This window comes from Mangrovactinospora gilvigrisea, from assembly GCF_001879105.1.
Lineage (GTDB): Bacteria > Actinomycetota > Actinomycetes > Streptomycetales > Streptomycetaceae > Mangrovactinospora > Mangrovactinospora gilvigrisea.
Window position 1 is genome coordinate 56,867 of sequence record NZ_MLCF01000011.1, and the last position, 17,784, is coordinate 74,650.

General features: G+C 73.4%; 15 protein-coding genes and 1 tRNA gene. 4 read left to right on the forward strand and 12 right to left on the reverse strand.

Annotated elements, in window-relative coordinates; translation table 11 throughout:
- Nucleotides 1-110: 110 nt before the first annotated feature.
- Nucleotides 111-341 (forward strand): DUF4287 domain-containing protein, encoded by a 231-nt coding sequence (locus BIV57_RS03730; protein ID WP_071655172.1) that lies wholly within the window; start codon nt 111-113, stop codon nt 339-341.
- A gap of 40 nt (nt 342-381) precedes the next feature.
- Here the strand turns inward: BIV57_RS03730 and BIV57_RS03735 are convergent, their stop codons facing one another.
- A complete protein-coding gene (locus BIV57_RS03735) occupies nt 382-1,872 on the reverse strand; it encodes a carboxypeptidase regulatory-like domain-containing protein (protein WP_071655173.1) in 1,491 nt (496 codons plus the stop codon).
- Nucleotides 1,873-1,950: 78 nt separating this feature from the next.
- On the opposite strand from BIV57_RS03735, the gene BIV57_RS03740 reads away from it, so the two are divergent.
- Nucleotides 1,951-2,541 (forward strand): acyl-CoA-like ligand-binding transcription factor, encoded by a 591-nt coding sequence (locus BIV57_RS03740; protein ID WP_245797410.1) that lies wholly within the window; start codon nt 1,951-1,953, stop codon nt 2,539-2,541.
- Here the strand turns inward: BIV57_RS03740 and BIV57_RS03745 are convergent.
- The 4 genes from BIV57_RS03745 to BIV57_RS03760 all read right to left on the reverse strand — a co-directional run bounded on the left by BIV57_RS03745 (nt 2,533) and on the right by BIV57_RS03760 (nt 6,063).
- Complete coding sequence (locus BIV57_RS03745) at nt 2,533-3,831, reverse strand: MFS transporter (protein WP_336445249.1); 1,299 nt, start codon at nt 3,829-3,831, stop codon at nt 2,533-2,535. The two genes, BIV57_RS03740 and BIV57_RS03745, sit on opposite strands and share 9 nt — an antisense overlap.
- A 24-nt stretch (nt 3,832-3,855) precedes the next feature.
- Nucleotides 3,856-4,212, reverse strand: coding sequence for a hypothetical protein (locus BIV57_RS03750; RefSeq protein ID WP_071655176.1), 357 nt, complete (start codon nt 4,210-4,212; stop codon nt 3,856-3,858).
- Nucleotides 4,209-5,921: an FAD-binding protein gene (locus BIV57_RS03755; RefSeq protein WP_079169979.1), complete on the reverse strand. Its 1,713-nt coding sequence runs from the start codon at nt 5,919-5,921 to the stop codon at nt 4,209-4,211. The genes BIV57_RS03750 and BIV57_RS03755 overlap by 4 nt, the downstream gene beginning before the upstream one ends.
- 60 nt (nt 5,922-5,981) lie before the next feature.
- Nucleotides 5,982-6,063, reverse strand: a tRNA-Leu gene (locus tag BIV57_RS03760).
- 437 nt (nt 6,064-6,500) lie between these two features.
- Between BIV57_RS03760 and BIV57_RS03765 the strand changes: the two genes are divergently transcribed.
- Together BIV57_RS03765 and BIV57_RS03770 are read left to right on the forward strand one after the other, a co-directional pair.
- The gene (locus BIV57_RS03765) at nt 6,501-7,307 is read left to right on the forward strand and encodes an ABC transporter ATP-binding protein (protein WP_079169980.1); all 807 of its coding nucleotides are present in this window, start codon (nt 6,501-6,503) and stop codon (nt 7,305-7,307) included.
- 46 nt (nt 7,308-7,353) lie between these two features.
- Complete coding sequence (locus BIV57_RS03770; protein ID WP_071655178.1) at nt 7,354-9,915, forward strand: ABC transporter permease; 2,562 nt, start codon at nt 7,354-7,356, stop codon at nt 9,913-9,915.
- Between the two features lie 94 nt (nt 9,916-10,009).
- Here the strand turns inward: BIV57_RS03770 and BIV57_RS03775 are convergent, their stop codons facing one another.
- From BIV57_RS03775 to BIV57_RS03805, 7 genes are all read right to left on the reverse strand, one after another.
- Complete coding sequence (locus BIV57_RS03775; protein WP_071655179.1) at nt 10,010-11,296, reverse strand: class I SAM-dependent methyltransferase; 1,287 nt, start codon at nt 11,294-11,296, stop codon at nt 10,010-10,012.
- A gap of 187 nt (nt 11,297-11,483) precedes the next feature.
- On the reverse strand, nt 11,484-12,884 hold the full coding sequence (locus tag BIV57_RS03780) for an NAD(P)/FAD-dependent oxidoreductase (RefSeq protein WP_071655180.1): 1,401 nt from the start codon (nt 12,882-12,884) through the stop codon (nt 11,484-11,486).
- A gap of 273 nt (nt 12,885-13,157) precedes the next feature.
- The gene (locus tag BIV57_RS25775) at nt 13,158-14,315 is read right to left on the reverse strand and encodes a Ppx/GppA phosphatase family protein (protein ID WP_071655181.1); all 1,158 of its coding nucleotides are present in this window, start codon (nt 14,313-14,315) and stop codon (nt 13,158-13,160) included.
- An 85-nt stretch (nt 14,316-14,400) separates the two neighbouring features.
- Nucleotides 14,401-14,910 (reverse strand): DUF501 domain-containing protein, encoded by a 510-nt coding sequence (locus BIV57_RS03790; protein WP_071655182.1) that lies wholly within the window; start codon nt 14,908-14,910, stop codon nt 14,401-14,403.
- A 7-nt stretch (nt 14,911-14,917) separates the two neighbouring features.
- The gene (locus BIV57_RS03795) at nt 14,918-15,340 is read right to left on the reverse strand and encodes an FtsB family cell division protein (RefSeq protein ID WP_071655183.1); all 423 of its coding nucleotides are present in this window, start codon (nt 15,338-15,340) and stop codon (nt 14,918-14,920) included.
- 95 nt (nt 15,341-15,435) lie between these two features.
- Nucleotides 15,436-16,728 carry a phosphopyruvate hydratase gene (gene eno, locus BIV57_RS03800; RefSeq protein WP_071655184.1) on the reverse strand — a complete coding sequence of 431 codons (1,293 nt, stop codon included), beginning with the start codon at nt 16,726-16,728 and terminating at the stop codon, nt 15,436-15,438.
- A gap of 139 nt (nt 16,729-16,867) precedes the next feature.
- Complete coding sequence (locus BIV57_RS03805) at nt 16,868-17,779, reverse strand: LysM peptidoglycan-binding domain-containing protein (RefSeq protein WP_175548650.1); 912 nt, start codon at nt 17,777-17,779, stop codon at nt 16,868-16,870.
- Between the last annotated feature and the right edge of the window lie 5 nt (nt 17,780-17,784).

A 17,784-nucleotide genomic window follows, 5' to 3' on the forward strand; every position in this document is an offset into this window, starting at 1 on the left:
CCGCGCGCCGGGTCCGCGCCACTTGGCGCCCGCGGAGGCGACGGGGGGGATTGCCAACAGGTAGCCGCTCAGGCACAGTCAGGTCACGGAACGCTCTACCGGAGGCGCCCATGTCCCATCTCCACTCCGCCGAGGTCCACGAGAGCATGCTCGCCCGGATCCCCTCAGTCACCGGGCGGGAGATCTGCGACTGGATGAAGGCGGTGGATGACGGTCCAGCACTGCTCCGCATCGAAGAAAAGGTCACGTACCTGAAGGAGGCCCACAACCTCCCGCACGGTTACGCCAAGGCCCTCGTCCACGAACACGAGATGCGCCGCGCAGCGCGGAGGCTGCAGTAGCCCACCGAACCGACCGGCCCGCGGCGCCCGCGACCCACCCTCAGACTCCTCGGGAAGCGGGCGCCGTCGCCGTGCCCGCCCCGTCCGGCGCGCCCGCCGCGCCCACCAGCTCGGCGTCCAGCGCGAAGTCCTGCCGGAGCGGTCCGGCCGCCGCGCGCAGCGACGCGCGGTGCACCACCGGATGCCGGCCCTCGGCGCGGGCGAGCACCAGCAGCGGCCCGTCCGGCAGCCCCGCCACCGCGTAGCGGCCGTCGGCCGCGGTGCGGGTGCGCACCAGCGCGCGGCCCTGCGCCGAGGTCACGGTGATCACCGTGTCGGGCAGCGGGTGCCCGCGGCCGTCCGTCACCACCCCGCCCAGCTCGGGCTCGGGGGCGCCGAAATCACTGAAGAAGGCGCGCAGCGCTTCCTTGGAAGGGTGGTGGTGGGCGACGGGCGGGCGCCGCCCGGTGGGCAGCGCGGTGGGGCGGGGCAGCTCGATGTCCGGGTCCTCGACGGGCGGTTCGGGCACCGGGACGCCGTCCGCGGCGGCGACCGAGCGGGCCAGCCGGCGGCGCTGCAGCGCGGCGCCGACCGGGAGCAGCAGCAGCGCCGCGGCGATCCAGGCGAGCAGCACCAGCACGGGGCGGAGCAGCCCGGTGCGGTCGAAGTAGTCGACGGAGCGCAGCGCGTCCACCGCGTTGCCCTGCGGCAGCACCGGGTGCAGCGCCCGGAAGAGGCCGGGCACCAGCGGGACCGGGACGACGCCGCCGCTGGCCGGCATCCCCAGGATCATGAAGACCAGCACGGCGGCGCCGGGGAAGAACCGTCCCAGGAAGGGCACCAGCGCCTGCGAGGTGAGCGACACGGCCATGCAGAGCAGGAAGAGGCAGACCAGCGCGAGGGGTTGGCGCGGCAGCGCGTCCAGGCCGTAGACGGGGAAGAACCAGCAGATCGCGGCGGTGACCGCGGCGACCCCGGCGTAGGCGGCGAGGCGCCGGCCGAGCCCGAAGCCGACGGCGCGCTGCAGGCCGACGACGGCGAAGTAGCAGGGCAGGGTGCAGGCGAGGACGAGGTAGAAGGCGGCGTTGCCGATGCCGTCGCCGGGCGCGGTCGGCACCAGCTCGGTGAACCGCAGCTGCCCGCCGCCGTGCCGGGCGACGCCGGTGAAGGCCTGCTGCAGCACGGTCTCCAGGGCGGCGCCGTCCGCCTTGGCGCCGTAGAGCACCAGGTCGCGGCCGTGCACGGCGACGGCGGCGGGCACCTCGTGGTCGAGGACGGCGTGCCGGGCGGCGGCCGGACCGGCGGCGGGGCGCAGGTCGAAGCCGCCGGGCAGCGCCGCGTCCAGGCCGTGCTGCATCCGGCCCGCGGCGGCCGCGGGGGCGGCGACCGCGACCCGGACGTGGTGCGGCACGGGGTGGTGGAACGCCACCAGGTAGGAGAAGACGAAGCCGGCGAGGAAGAGCGCCGGCAGCCAGAGCGCCTCGGCGAGGGTGCGGACGCGCGCGGGTGCGGGTGCTGCGGGTGCTGCGGGTGCGGAAGCAAGGGCTGCCATGCTCCGACCGTAGCAAAACTTGCAGTCATGCAAACATGCAGGGATGCAATCAAGGCGTGGACGGGTACGGTGGTCGGCGTGGACGAACCGGGCCTGCGGGAGCGCAAGAAGGCGGACACCCGGGCGGCGCTGCGCCGCGCGGCGATCGGGCTCTCCCTGGAGCGGGGGCCGGAGGCCGTCACCGTCAGCGAGATCTGCGCGGCGGCCGGCGTCTCGCCGCGCACCTTCTTCAACTACTTCGCGGTGAAGGAGGAGGCGCTCTTCGGCTGGGACCGCAGGCTGACCCGGCAGATGATCCGGCACCTGGCCGCCCGCCCGCGGCGGGAGAGCCCGCTCACCGCGGTGCGGCACGCGCTGCTGGAGACGCTTCCGGAGTTCGGCACCGACGCCGACTGGCCGGAACGCACCCGTCTGATCACCGCGCACCCCGCTCTGCAGGCGCGGCTGGCGCATGTCATCCGCAGCAGCGAGGAGGAGCTGACCCAGGCCGTCGCGGAGCGCCTCGGCGTCCCCCCGACCACGGTCTATCCGCAGGTGCTGGCCGGTTCGGCGATGACCGCAATGCGCTCGGCGTTCGTCGCCTGGACGCCGGAGGACGGCGCCGACGCGCTGCTCACCCTCGTCGGCGAGGCCTTCGACCACCTCGCCGACGGGCTGAAGTCACCCTGAGCGGACCGCGCTCCCGTCGCGCGAACTGCGCGCCGCCGGGCCGGGCTTGGGCGGCGCCACCGCCGGCGCCGCCACGCACGCCGCGGCGATCAGCGCCAGCACGGCCAGCAGCGCGTGCAGGATGCCGAAGTGCTGCCCCAGCAGGCCCAGCAGCGGCGGCCCCACCAGGAACGCGGCATAGCCCATGGTGGCCACCGCGCCCACCCGGGCGCTGGCCCGCTCGGGGTCGTCCGCCGCCGCCGACATGCCCACCGGGAAGCCGAGCGAGGCGCCGACGCCCCACAGCGCGGCGCCGACGATCACCGCGGGCGGCCAGGAGGTGAAGATGAAGAGCGCCAGGCCGATCGCGGCCAGCAGTCCGGTGCAGCGCACCACCGGCACCCGTCCCCAGCGGTCCAGCGCGGGGCCGCCCAGCAGCCGGCCGACCGTCATGAAGGCGACGAACGCTGCGTAGGCGAGGGCGCCGCCGGTGTTGTCGAAGCCGTGGCCGTCCACCGAGCCCAGCGAGATCCAGTCGTTGGCGGAGCCCTCGGCGAAGGACATGCCGAGCATCACCACGCCGATCAGCAGGATCCGGCGGTCCGCCCACACCGAGCCCCAGGCGGCGAGCCGGGCGCCGAGGCCGCGCGGGCCGTCCTGCGCCGACTGCCCGCCGCCGGGCAGCTGCTGCGGGAAGTGGCGTCCCGTCACCACCACGGAGGCGCCGGCCAGCACGCCGACGATGCCGAGGTGGACGGCGACCGGGACGCCGGCGGCCGAGGCGAGCGCCCCCAGCCCGGCCCCGGCGAGCGTGCCGAGGCTGAAGGTGGCGTGCAGCAGCGGCATGATCGTCTTTCCGACCTCGCGCTCCACCAGCGCGCCCTGGACGTTCATGGCGACGTCGCAGGCGCCGTAGCCCATGCCGAAGGCGGCGAGGCCGACGCAGATCAGCGGCACCGCCGGGAAGGCGCTGGCGCCCAGCCCGACGACCACCAGCGCGACCCCGGCGAGGACCATGGTGAACCGGATGGTGCGGCGCGGCCCCAGCTTCTGCGTCACCGCGTCCGCGGCCGTCAGCCCGATCACCGAGCCGCCGGAGAGCGAGAGCAGCACCAGCCCCATGTCCTGGGTGGACAGATGGAGCGAGTCGCGCACCGCCGGGATGCGCGCCACCCAGTTGGCGAAGGCGAACCCGCAGGCGGCGAAGGCGACGAAGACTGCGTTGCGCCAGGGCCGCAGGGGGACGACGGGCATGGGGGCACCTCGGGCTGGGACGGGTCGGCGGGGGTCAGGAGAACGTCGAAGCCCCATCAGAGCAGAGCCCCGGCCCCCCGATCAATGCCGTTCCCCGTCCGTCTCACCCTCCGGCTCCTGCGGGCCGCCGGCGCGGCGGGTACGCGCCTCGGTGGCGAGCCCCCCGTCCGCCGCCCGGAAGCCGATCACCGCGGTGGCGCCCGCGCCCGGCGCCGTCACCTGCAGCGCCGACCGCAGCCAGCTGCGGCGCGAGGCCGGCCGGGAGGGGTCCGCGGCGCGCTCCTCCAGCCAGCCGCGGTCGGCCTTCGCCAGCCGCAGCGCCGCGAAGTACAGCACGTCGTCGTCGTAGATCCAGGGATCGGTCTCCGGGGTCACCCGCCCCTCCAGATGGTCGGTCACCACTTGGCGGTCCGCCGCGATCCGGTCCTCCGCGCTCATGCCGCCCCCTCGGGGTCGGGCAGGCGGCCGGCCGCGTGGCGGGCGGCGGCGTAGCCGTAGACGAGGCCCTGGCCGATGGTGGCGCCGGGGCCTGGGTAGACCCGGCCGAAGGCGTTGCCGGCCGCGTTGCCCGCGGCGTAGAGGCCGGGGACGGGGGTGCCGTCCGGGCGCAGCGCCCGCGCCAGGCCGTCGGCCCGCACCCCGCCGCAGGTGCCCAGGTCGCCCGGGACGACCTGGAGCGCGTAGTAGGGGCCGCGGTCCAGCGGGCCCAGGCAGGGGTTGGGGCGGATCGTCGGGTCGCCGTAGTAGCGGTCGTAGGCGCTGTCGCCGCGGTGGAAGTCGTCGTCCCGGCCGGCGGCCGCCAGCAGGTTGAACCGGTCGACGGTGGCGGGCAGTTCGGGCAGCCGGACGCGCTCGGCGAGCTCCGCGACGCTGCCCGCGCGGACCGCCACCCCGGCGTCGTACCAGGCGCGCGGCAGCGGCTGGCGGGGGAAGACCGCGCCGGCCAGCAGATAGCGGTTGCGGTAGCGCTGGTCGAAGACCATCCACACCGGCAGCTCCCGGCGGATCATCAGCTGACCGGCCGTCATGTAGTTGACCGCCTCGTTCATGAAGCGGCGGCCCGAGCGGTCCACGATGATCTGGCCGGGCAGCGACCGCTCGGCGAGCAGGATGCCGGGCGCCTTGCCGGGCAGCGGCAGCGCCGGGAACCACCACGCCTCGTCGAGGAACGCGGTGTCCGCGCCGGCCTGCCGGGCGAGCCCGAGGGTGTCGCCGGTGTTCTCCGGGTTGCCGAAGCACCACGCGGGGTCGAGCTGCGCGGACTGGTGCCTGTGCCGCAGCTCGGTGTTGCGGTCGAAGCCGCCCGCGGCGAGCAGCACCCCGCGCCGGGCCCGCACCGCCACCCGGCGGCCGCCCCGCTCCACCACGACGCCCGTCACCCGGCCGTCCTCGACGGCCAGTTCGCGCAGCGGCGCCTCGAACCACACCGGGATCCGGGCCGCCCGCACCGCCGCGAAGAGCCCCGCGGCGAGCGCCGCCCCGCCGGCCGCGTACTCGCGGCCCAGCGCCATCCCGCCGAGGCCCATGCCGAGCAGCCGCGCCCCGGTGAGCGCCCCGCGCGGCCTCCGGGCCACCAGGTTCAGCGCCCGGTAGCCGGCGCCGGTGACCGGCATCGGGACGGGCGCGGCGAGCGCCGCGGGCCGCAGCCGGGCGCGGTCCCGTCCCAGCCGGCGCAGGTCGAACGGCCGCGGCTCCATGGCCCGGCCGACCGCCGAGCCGCCGGGCAGCTCGGGGAAGTAGTCGGCGTACCCTGCCATGTGCGCGAAGCGCAGCGGGGTGCGGCGGGCGAGCAGCTCCACGGCGGCCGGCCCGTGCTTCAGATGGGTGCCCCAGCGGCTCTCCGGCGTCTCCCCGGCGGTCGCGTTCGCCAGGTACTCGCGGGCCCTGCCGGGCGCGTCCACCACCCCGGCCCGCCGCAGCAGGCCGTTGCCGGGCACCCAGAAGCCGCCCCCGGACAGCGCGGTGGAGCCGCCGAAGTACCGGGACTTCTCGACGACCAGCACCCGCAGCCCGGCCTCGGCGGCGGCGAGTGCGGCGAGCATCCCCGTACCGCTGCCGACCACCACGAAGTCGAAATCGTTGTCCGTCGGTGCGGCACCGATGTCCGCGGGATCGGCAGTGTCGGGACTGGCGGGGGAATCGGCCATGCAGCCACCTTAGGACCGGTCGAACCCTCCCCGCGGGCCGCAGCGGCCCGCGGGCAGTCGTGCCCGGAGCGGGACTCGAACCCGCACGGCCTGGCGGCCAAGGGCTTTTAAGGCCCCCGTGTCTGCGTTCCACCATCCGGGCGTTCGTTGAGCCTTGCCGCGCCGTGCCCCCGCACAGCTCCCCGGCGTCCCCCCATGCCGAGACACCACTTTGTTTCCCGGGGCATGACAGCGGAGTTGAGCGTAGCGGGGCAGGTGCACCGGAGGGGAGTGCTCCGACAGGGAAAGTCCTGTGGAGGAAGGAAATTGACGCACAGTCACCTGGCCCGGGGGTCTACCATGCTCCGCCGCCCCCGGCCGGGCGCGGGCCTGCCCCGGCGCGCGGCGTCCGCGCTGCTGGTGGCGGTGGACCGGGGGACGTCCCGGAGACGCAGTCGGGGAGGCCGGGGCGGTGCGGTCATACCTGGGTAGTAACGGCCGCGCCCCGCGGTACGCCGACGGATGCCCCGCAGTCGGTCACTGCGGGCGACGCGAGGACCCCCGGCGGGCACCGAAGATGGTCGAGTCCGGACAAGACCCATGGATCCGAGGATCGAGGAGCCACGCGTGACCACCACCCAGCCCCCCTTCGCGACGACCGGCGAGAGCAGCGCCGCCGCGCGGGCCACGGCCCTGACCAAGGTGTACGGCGAGGGCGAGACGCGCGTCGTGGCCCTCGACGGCATCGACGTCGAGTTCAGCCGCGGCCAGTTCACCGCCATCATGGGGCCGTCGGGCTCCGGCAAGTCGACGCTGATGCACTGCATGGCCGGCCTGGACGCGATAACCTCCGGCTCCGCCACCATCGGGGACGTCGAGCTGAGCCGGCTGAAGGACAAGCACCTCACCCGGCTGCGCCGGGACCGCATCGGGTTCGTCTTCCAGTCCTTCAACCTGGTGCCGACGCTCACCGCGATCGAGAACATCACCCTGACCATGGACATCGCCGGGCGGAAGCCCGACAGCCAGTGGCTGGACCAGATCGTCGACACCGTCGGCCTCCGCGACCGCCTCAAGCACCGCCCCGGCCAGCTCTCCGGCGGCCAGCAGCAGCGCGTCGCCTGCGCCCGCGCCCTCGCCGGCCGTCCCGAGATCGTCTTCGCGGACGAGCCCACCGGGAACCTCGACTCCCGGTCGGGCGCCGAGATCCTCTCCTTCCTCCGGGAGTCCGCCCGCAGCTTCGGCCAGACCGTGGTGATGGTGACGCACGACGCCGTCGCCGCCTCCTACGCCGACCGCGTGCTCTTCCTCGCCGACGGACGTCTCGTCGACGAACTCGTCGCGCCCAGCGCCGACCGGGTGCTGGAGCGCATGAAGCAGTTCGACGGCAAGGGCCGGACGAGCTGACGCAGCGCCGACTCGAGACGCTTCCAGGCATTCAGGAGAATCCGACATGTTCCGCACCGCGCTGCGCACCGTCCTGGCGCACAAGCTGCGCCTGCTGATGACGATGCTCGCCGTGCTGCTCGGCGTCGCCTTCGTGGCGGGCACGCTGGTCTTCACGGCCACCATGGACAAGGGGCTGCGCGACAGCTCCAGCAAGGACTACGCCGGCATATCGGTGGCCGTCACCACCACCGGCGCGTCCGCCCGCGACGCCGACCAGGGCAAGCGGCCCGACGGCGTCAGCGACGCCCTGCTCGGCCGGCTCGGCAGGCTGGACGGGGTCGCCTCCGCCCAGCCCGTGCTCACCGGCTTCACCGGGGTCGCCGACGCCAAGCACAACCTCATCGGCGGCAGCAGCTTCGGCACCTACGGCGGCAACTACGCCCCGGTCGGCGCCGGACACACCGACCCGCGCTACCACTTCACCTCCGGGGCGGCGCCCACCGGCGCCGGGCAGGTCGCGCTGGACGCCAAGACCGCCAAGGACGGCGGGTACCGGGTCGGCGACACCGTGGACGTCGCCGTCACCGGCCCGGTGATGCACGAGAAGCTGGCCGGCATCTTCACCACCCAGGACGGCAACGTCGCCTCCGGCGGCACGCTCACCCTCTTCGACACCGCCACCGCGCAGAAGCTGTTCCTGGCGCCCGGCCTCTCCGGCGGGGTCAACCTGCGCGCCGCGCCGGGCACCTCCCAGCAGCAGCTGCTGGACCGCGTCAACACCGCGATCAAGGGCCAGAGCGGCCTGGAGGCGAAGACCGCCCAGCAGCTGATCGACGATCAGGCCAAGCAGATCTCGGCCGGCATGAGCACCATGAACACCATCTTCCTGTCGTTCGCGGGAGTGGCGCTCTTCGTCGGCATCTTCCTGATCGCCAACACCTTCACCATGCTGGTCGCGCAGCGCACCCGTGAGCTGGCGCTGCTGCGGGCGATCGGCGCGAGCCGCCGCCAGGTGACCCGCTCGGTGCTCATCGAGGCGGTCATCGTCGGCGTGGTCTCGTCGGTGGTCGGCTATCTGGTCGGCCTCGGGCTCTCGCTCGGCATGCGCTCGCTGATCAGCAGCAACGGCGGCAATCTGCCGAACAACCCGCTGGTGATCACGCCTACTTCGGTGATCTCGGCGCTCGCGGTGGGCATCGTCATCACCGTGCTGTCGGCGTGGCTGCCGGCCCGGCGCGCCGCTAAGATCCCGCCGGTGGCGGCGATGAGCAGCTCGGACGCGCCGCCGAAGCAGCGCAGCCTGATCGTCCGCAACGCGATCGGCGCGTTCTTCGTGGCCGTCGGCGGTGCGCTGATCGCCCTGGGCCTGCACTCCTCCGGGTCGACCGGCCAGAAGGCCCTGACCCTGGGCGGCGGCGCGGCCGTCGGCCTCGTCGGGATCATCGTGCTCACCCCGCTGATCTCCCGTCCGGTGATCGGCGCGTTCACCCCGCTGCTGTCGATGTTCGGCGTCTCCGGGCGGCTCGCCAAGCGCAACTCGCTGCGCAACCCGCGGCGGACGGCGGCCACCGCCACCGCGCTGATGATCGGGCTCACCCTGATGAGCGCCCTCGGCGTCGTCGTCACCTCGCTGAAGAGCGGCATCGCGGCGGCGGCCACCGACGGCATCCGCGCCGACTACTCGATCAGCAACGCCAACTTCACGCCGATGGACCAGTCGGTGGTGGCGAAGGTGAAGCAGGTGCCCGGGATCGCCGCGGCCAGCGGCACCGAGCGCGCGGACGTCACGATCGACGGCAAGCAGCCCGAGGTCAACGCGATGGACACCACGGTGCTCAGCCAGCTGTTCCACGTCGACCGGATCAGCGGCACGGTCGGGGCGCTGAGCCCGTCCCAGATCGCGGTCTCCGACAAGACGGCGGCCAAGGAGCACTGGCGCACCGGGCAGTCGGTGACGGTGAAGCTGCCGGACGGCAGCAGCCGGCAGGCCGTCGTCTCCGGCACCTACAAGGGCGGTCCGGGCCTGCCCGCCACGATGGTGGACCGCACCATGCTCTCCGGGCACACCTTCAAGGAGCCGGTGGAGCGGGTCTTCGTGAAGGCCGCGCCGGGCAAGGCGGGGTCCGCGCTGAAGTCGGACATCAAGGAGGCGCTCGGCAACAGCCCGATCGTCCAGGTGCAGACCCGGGACGACCTGCTCAACTCCTTCAACACCCAGATCGACCAGGTGCTGTACATGGTGTACGGCCTGCTGGGGATGTCGGTGGTGGTGGCCGTCATCGGGGTCGTCAACACCATGGCGATGTCGGTCTTCGAGCGGTCCCGGGAGATCGGGATGCTGCGGGCGATCGGCCTGGACCGGCGCCGGGTGAAGCGGATGGTGCGGCTGGAGTCGCTGGTGATCTCCGTCTTCGGCGCGCTGCTGGGGATGGGCGCGGGGACGTTCCTCGCGTGGGCGGCGGGGCGGCTGATCAAGCCGAGCTTCGCGACGTACGCGATGAAGGTGCCGTGGTCGCAGTACGGGATCTTCTTCGGGGCGGCGCTGGTGGTCGGTGTGCTGGCGGCGCTGTGGCCGGCGCGGCGGGCGGCCCGGCTGAACGCCCTGGAGGCGATCAAGTCCGACTGACCGTCGCGGTCGGGGCGGTGCCGTGTGCGCCGCCCCTTCGCCCCGGCGCCCCGCCCGGACCGCTTCGCGGTCCGCGGGTGCCGGGGCGGTCGCGTCAGTAGTTCCGCACCAACGGCATCGCGGAGGCGCCGGAGGCGTCCGGCCTGACGGCCAGGACCTGGTTGACGCCCAGGCGGTTGGTCTCGAAGGAGACCGCGGACGCCGCCATGTACAGGTGCCACACCCGCGCCCGCCCCGGCGAGGTCAACCGCACGGCCTCGTCCCAGTGCTCCCGCAGGTTCGCCACCCACTCACGCAGCGTCAGCGCGTAGTGCTCGCGCAGCGCCTGGACGTCCCGCACCTCGAAGCCGGCCTCCTCCAGCAGCGCCGCCGTGCCCGCCAGGGGCGCCAGCTCGCCGTCCGGGAAGACGTAGCCGGCGATGAACTTGTTGAGGTGGTACGGCTCCCGCTTGCCGTTCCCGCCGCGGTGGTCCGGGCGGCGGGCGATCTGGTGGTTGAGCAGCCGCCCCTGCGGCCGCAGCAGCCGGAAGAGGTCCGCGCAGTAGACGCGGTACTGGGAGGCGCCGACGTGCTCGGCCATCCCGATCGAGGAGACGGCGTCGTAGGGCCCGTCGGCGACGTCCCGGTAGTCCTGGACGCGGATGTCCACCCGCTCGGCGAGCCCCTCCTCGGCGACCCGCTTGCGGCCGTAGGCGGCCTGCTCCTTGGAGAGCGTCACCCCGGTGACCGACACCCCGTACTCGCGGGCCGCGTGGACGGCCATCGAGCCCCAGCCGCAGCCCACGTCGAGCAGCCGCTGACCGGGCTTCAGGTCGAGCTTGCGGCAGACCAGGTCGAACTTGGCGGCCTGCGCCGCCGCCAGGTCGCCGGGCCGGCGGTCCGCGCCCCAGTAGGCGCAGGAGTAGGTCATGGACGGGCCCAGCACCAGCTCGTAGAAGCGGTTGCCGACGTCGTAGTGGTGGCTGATGGCGGCCGCGTCCCGGGCCTTGCTGTGCCGGCTCCCGGCGCCGGCGACGGCCCGGGCCTCCTCCGCCGGGGGCCGCGGCGGCGGCCCCGCCAGCCGGAGCCCGACGGCGGCCTTCAGCACCTCGCGGACGGGCACCTTGACGTCGGAGAGCTGGGCGGCGAGCCGGTCGAAGCGGTGCAGCGCGTCGTACAGGTCGCCCTCGACGTCGAGGTCGCCCGAGACCCAGGCCCGGCCGAGGCCCAACTCGTCCGGCCGCCAGAGCAGTCGGCGCAGCGCGCGCCGCTTGCGCAGGGCCAGGACGGGGGCGTCGGGCGGGCCGGCCTCGCTGCCGTCCCAGGCGCGGATGCGGACGGGGAGCTCCACGCCGAGCGTGTCGGTGAACAGGGTGGTGAGCCGGTCGGCCGTGGTCGACACCGGGCACCTCCGGTGAAATCCGAGGACAGGAATGTACAGAAAAGGGCCGGTACTGTCTGGGACAGTACCGGCCCTTTCACGGGTAAGCCGATGGCTGGTGCAGGTATTCCCGCCGTTAGGGGGAGCAACCGCGGAGCGGCGGGTGGGGTCGGCCCATACTCACCGGCTCACCCGGGGTGAGCCCCGGTCAGGAGGCGACCTTCTCTCCGGCCTTGGGGGCCTCCGCCTTGGGGGCGGGGGTCTCCTCGGGCTTCTTGGCCGGCGACGGCAGCGCCACGGCCTCGAACTCGGCGCGCGGGTTCTCCATCGCGCCCAGGTTGACGATCTCGCGCTTCAGGAACGCGGAGGTCGTCCACTCGGCGACGATCCGGAACTTCCGGTTGAAGGTCGGCATCGCCATGCCGTGGTAGGCGCGGTGCACGTACCAGGCGAGACGGCCCTTGAGCTTGATCTTGCCGAGCAGGATGCAGGCGCCCTTGTGCAGGCCCAGGCCGGCGACGGCGCCCAGGTTCTTGTGCTCGTACTCGTGCTGCGGGAAGCCGCGCATCCCGGCGATGACGTTGTCACCGAGGACCTTGGCCTGACGCAGCGCGTGCTGGGCGTTCGGCGGGCACCAGGCGTTCTCGTTGCCCGCCTTGCGGCCGACCAGGTCGGGGACCTGGGCGTTGTCGCCCGCGGCCCAGACGTAGTCGGTGCCGGCGACCTGAAGGGTCGGGGCCACGTCGATGTGGCCGCGCGGGCCGAGCGCCACGCCGTACTCGGCGAGCACCGGGTTCGGCTTCACGCCGGCGGTCCAGACCAGCGTGGACGCGTCGAACTCGACACCGTTCTTCAGCACGATGTGGTTGTCGACGGCCGAGTCGATCGAGGTCTCCAGGTAGACCTCGATGCCGCGCTGCTTGAACTGCTCCAGGCCCCACTTGCCCATGTCCGGGCCGAACTCGGGGAGGATGCGGTTGGCGGCCTCGACGAGGACGAACCGCATGTCCTCGCGTCGGACGTTGTTGTACTGCTTGGCCGCGTCGCGGGCCATGTCCTCGACCTCGGCCAGGGTCTCCGCGCCGGCGAAGCCGCCGCCGACGAAGCAGAAGGTGAGAGCCTTCTTGCGGATCTCCGGGTCGGTGGTGGAGTCGGCCTTGTCCATCTGCGCCAGGACGTGGTTGCGCAGGCCGATGGCCTCCTCCACGCTCTTGACGCCGATGCCGTTCTCGGCCAGGCCCGGGATCGGGAAGGTCCGGGAGACGGCGCCGAGGGACAGCACCAGGTAGTCGAAGGGGAGCTCGTAGGGCTCGCCGGCCACCGGGGCGATGGTCGCCTTCTTCGACTCCTGGTCGATGCTGGTGACTCGGCCGGTCAGGATCTCCGCGCGCGGCAGCACGCGGCGCAGCGGGACGACAACGTTGCGCGCCGAGATGGACCCGGCGGCAGCTTCCGGCAGGAAGGGCTGGTACGTCATGTACGACCGGGGGTCGACGACCGTGACGGTCGCCTCGTCGTAGCGCATCTTCTTGAGGATGCGCTTCGCGGCGTACAGACCGACGTATCCGCCTCCGATGATGAGGATGCGGGGACGCTCCGAGGTGCTCATATGGAAAGTATCCAACAGGGGTTGGAGCAGCACGAGGGCGCCCCTGACGTTGCCGGGTCGCGGGTGGTGCTAAACTGCGCGGTTTCACCCGGGGGGTTGGCGGGGCAACCGCGGGTAGGGGGCAATGAGCAGCAACGATCGGGGTCGGGGGATGGTTCCCGGGGTCCGACGGCCCTTGATAGGACGTCAGAAGACCGGAGCATTCGGTCACATTAAGGGGCAAAGCGGGCGAGGTCGCATGTGAAGTATTTCACGAGCGAGTTTCGGAGGGATTCACTCCGGTGCCCGTCCACCCCCTGAGACGGGCCCCTGGGAGCCGGCCGCGGCGGCCGCGGAGAAGGCGATCCCGTCGAGGATGTCGTGCTCGCTGACGACCACCTCGGGCAGTTCGAGGCGGTCCATGATGCGGAGCAGGATCAGCGCTCCGGCGCAGATCACGTCGGTGCGGCCGGGGTGCATCACCGGGATCGCGGCGCGCTGCTCGTGGTCGGCGACCAGCAGCATCCCGGTGACGTCGCGGACCTGCTCGCGGCCGATCCGGGCGTGGTGGATGCGGGACGGGTCGTAGGCGTCCAGCCCGAGCGCGATGCCGGCGATCGTGGTCACCGTCCCGGCGAGACCCACGAAGGTGCGCGCGGTCGCCAGCGGGACGGCCGCCGCGGCGGAGTCCAGCGCGGCGTCGGCGTCCGCCTCGATGGCGGCGATCGCCTCGGATTCGACCCAGCCGGGCGAAGGCTGTCCTTGAGGGGTGGTCGGGAGACGGGTGACCCAGCCGGGCGAAGCCTGTCCTTGAGGGGTGGTGGTCGGGCGACGGGTGACCCAGCCAGGCGAAGCCTGTCCTTGAGGGGTGGTGGTCGGGCGACGGGTGGGAGGGTCGATGAGCGTGCCGTTGCGGGCCAGGTGGCGCTCGGTGAGGCGGACGCAGCCGATGTCGACGGAGCGGGAGGCCTCGACGGACTCCGTCCCCACCACGAACTCCGTGGAGCCGCCGCCGATGTCGACCACCAGGTACGGGCCGGGCGCGTCCGCGGAGCCGGCGAGCTCGCGGGTGGCGCCGGTGAAGGAGAGCTGGGCCTCCTCGTCGCCGCTGATCACCTCGGGGTCGGTGCCGAGGATCTCCCGGATCCCGGCGGTGAACTCGTCGCGGTTCTCGGCGTCCCGGGAGGCGCTGGTGGCGACGAAGCGGATCCGGTCGGGGGCGACGCCGTGCGCGGCGATCAGCTCGGCGTAGCGGCGGGACGCGGCGAAGGTGCGCTCCAGCGCCTCCGGGGCGAGGCGGCCGGTGCGGTCGACGCCCTGGCCGAGGCGGACGATCTCCATCCGGCGGTCGAGGTCCTTCAGCGTGCCGTCGACGGGGTCGACGTCCGCGACGAGGAGGCGGATGGAGTTGGTCCCGCAGTCGATTGCGGCGACGCGCGTGCTCTCGGACATGCCTCTCCAGGGTTCGCGGCGCGCGCCGCGCGCCGGTCGGGGTGCCGGGGTTCGGGACGGCGGCCGACGGCGGCCGCCGCGGCCGTCAGGACTCCGCCGCGGCCTCGGCGCAGGGGCCCTTGCGCCACCACTCCGGCAGCATCGCCAGCGCCTCGTCGCCGAGCGGGTTGACGCCCGGCCCGGCGGCCAGCGCGTGGGCCACCAGGACGTGCAGGCACTTGACCCGGTCCGGCATCCCGCCGGCGCTCGGAAAGCCCTTCAGCTCCTCGATGAGGTCCCGCCGCCGCACGTAGTCCTCGTGGGCCGCGCGGTACCGCGCGGCGAGGTCCTCGTCCTCGGCCAGACGGGCCGTCATCTCCTTCATCACCCCGTCCGCCTCCAGCGTGCCGATCGCCGAGGCGGCGCGCGGGCACGTCAGGTAGTAGAGCGTCGGGAACGGCGAGCCGTCCTCCAGGCGGGGCGCGGTCTCGACGACGTCGGGCAGCCCGCAGGCGCAGCGGTGCGCGACGCCGCGCAGGCCGCGCGGCGGGCGGCCCAGCTGGGCGGCGACGGCGTCGCGGTCGGCGTCGGTGATGCTCGGTTCGGGGGTGCTCAACGGTCCTCTATCGGCTCTGGGTGGTGCGGTCCGACGCCGCGTCGGTCGCGGCGGCGCTGTCGACGGACGACCACATCGACTGGTACCACGGCGGACGCAGCTGCCCGGACGCGGAGGCGCCGCCGCCGGGCACCGGCGCGTCCCCGCCGCCGGGGCTGCCCTGCGGGAAGACGAAGCCGGTCTCGCCCGGCCGGACGAAGTGCAGCCGGGCGCGGGCCTGGGCCTCGACGTACGACGGGTCCTGCCAGCGGGCGGCCTCCCGGCGCAGCGTCTTGACCTCGCGGTCGGCGGCGGCCGCCTGACGGCGCTGATCGGCGATCTGGCCGCGCTGGGCGATGTACTGGCGGGTGGGCACGGCGAGGGCGATGACCAGGCCGGCCAGCACGAAGGCCAGGACGGCGGCGCGCGAGGTGAGGCGGCGGCGGACCATAGGGATCAAACTACCTCCCCGACACCCTTCCGGACGGCGAAGCCGTCCGGGTGGGGTGCCGGGGCGAAGGGCGGCGAAGCCCGACCGACGGGGCGTCAGGCGTCGTAGGAGAAGCGCGGGAAGGCCTTCGCGCCCGCGTACTCCGCCGCGTCGTCGAGGTCCTCCTCGATCCGCAGCAGCTGGTTGTACTTGGCGACGCGCTCCGAGCGGGCCGGCGCACCGGACTTGATCTGACCGCAGTTCACCGCCACCGCCAGGTCGGCGATCGTGGTGTCCTCGGTCTCGCCCGAGCGGTGCGACATCATGCAGCGGTAGCCGTTGCGCTGCGCCAGCTCCACCGCGTCCAGCGTCTCGGTGAGCGAGCCGATCTGGTTCACCTTCACCAGCAGCGCGTTGGCGGCGCCGTCGTCGATGCCGCGCTTGAGCCGCGCCGGGTTGGTGACGAACAGGTCGTCGCCGACCAGCTGGACCTTGTCGCCCAGCTCGGCGGTGATGGTCTTCCAGCCGTCCCAGTCGTCCTCGAACAGCGGGTCCTCGATGGAGACCAGCGGGTACGCGGCGACGAGCTCCGCGTAGTAGGCCGTCATCTCGGCGGCGGTGCGGGCCTTGCCCTCGAAGCTGTAGGTGCCGGAGTCCTTGTCGAAGAACTCGGAGGCGGCCACGTCCAGGGCGAGCGCGACGTCCTTGCCGGGGGTGAAGCCGGCCTTCTTGATCGCGTCGAGGATCAGGTCCAGGGCCTCGCGGTTGCTGTCCAGGTTGGGGGCGAAGCCGCCCTCGTCGCCGAGGCCGGTGGACAGGCCCCGCTCCTTCAGCACGCCCTTGAGGGAGTGGTAGACCTCGGTGCCGATCCGGACGGCCTCGTGGAACGAGGAGGCGCCGATCGGGGCGATCATGAACTCCTGGATGTCCACGTTCGAGTCGGCGTGCGAGCCGCCGTTCAGGATGTTCATCATCGGCACCGGCAGGATGTGGGCGTTGGGGCCGCCCAGGTACCGGTAGAGCTCCAGGCCGGCGGCGTCCGCGGCGGCCTTGGCGACGGCGAGCGAGACGCCGAGGATCGCGTTGGCGCCCAGGTTGCTCTTGTCCGGGGTGCCGTCCTTGTCGAGCATCGCCTGGTCGATGAGGCGCTGCTCGTCCGCGTCGTACCCGAGCAGCTCGGGGGCGATCTGGTCGAGCACGTTGGTGACGGCCTTCTCGACGCCCTTGCCCAGGTAGCGGCCCTTGTCGCCGTCCCTCAGCTCGATGGCCTCGAACTCGCCGGTGGAGGCGCCGGACGGGACGGCGGCGCGGCCGAAGCTCCCGTCGTCGAGCGTGACCTCGACCTCAACGGTGGGATTGCCTCGAGAGTCGAGGATCTCCCGGGCCACTACGACGTCGATGGAGGGCACGGCTGTCTCCTTACAGAGAGTGGATGCTCGTTTCGCAGACGTACTGCGGACACGAGCCTAACCGGCCGCGGACGGGCCGGTGCGCGGACCCGCGTCCCGCCGGGTGATGGGACGTCGGGCCCGCTCGCCGGGGCGTCGGTCAGGAGTCCGATCCGTCGGAGCCGTCGGCCCCGTCCAGAGCGAGGTGCTGGCCCGGCAGGATCAGCGACGGGTTGTCGCCCACCGTCGACTTGTTGGCGCGGTAGAGGTTCTTCCAGCCGCCGTCGACACCGTGGCTGTGCGCGATGTCCCAGAGGTTGTCGCCGGGCCTGACGGTGTATTCGGCGCCGCCCTTGGCGTGCTTGCCGCCGCCCTGGCCGCCGTCGTCGGAGCCGGTGCTGCCGCCGTCACCGGACGGTCCGGCGTGCCTGCCGCCGCCCTGCCCGGGGGACGTCGACGGCGGCGTGGAGGGGGACGTCGCCGAGGGCGTGGGGGTGGGCGTGCCGGTCTGCGAGGGGGTGGCGGAGGGGGACGGGAAGGAGTCGTCCGAGCCGCTGCCGCCGGAGTGCCCGTGGTGCCGCTTGCCCTGGTCGCCGCCGGAGGAGGACGACGAGGAGGACGGGGACGGGGAGGCCGAGGAGGACGGCGAGGAGCTGGGGGACGGCGAGGCGGACGAGCCGTCACCGCCGCTGCCGTCGTCGGAGAGGCCGGCCGTGGCGCCGCACACCGGCCACGCCTCCGGACCCTGCTCGGCGAGGACCTTCTCGGCCACGGCTATCTGCTGCGACTCGGTGGCCAGATCGGGCCGTTCGGCGTACTGCGTGCCGCCGAAGGCCTCCCAGGTGGACTGGGTGAACTGCAGGCCGCCGTAGAAGCCGTTGCTCGAGTTGAGCGTCCAGTCGCCGCCGCTCTCGCAGTCCGCCACCTTCTGCCAGGTGGTGGAGTCCGCGGCGTGCGCGGTGGTGACGCCCAGCAGCGGGAGTGCGACTCCCGCTCCGGCGACGCCCGCCTTGAGCACGACCCGGTTGACCGGCCTGGGGCGACGGTGTCGCCCGTTTCCGGACTGCAGCATGGACG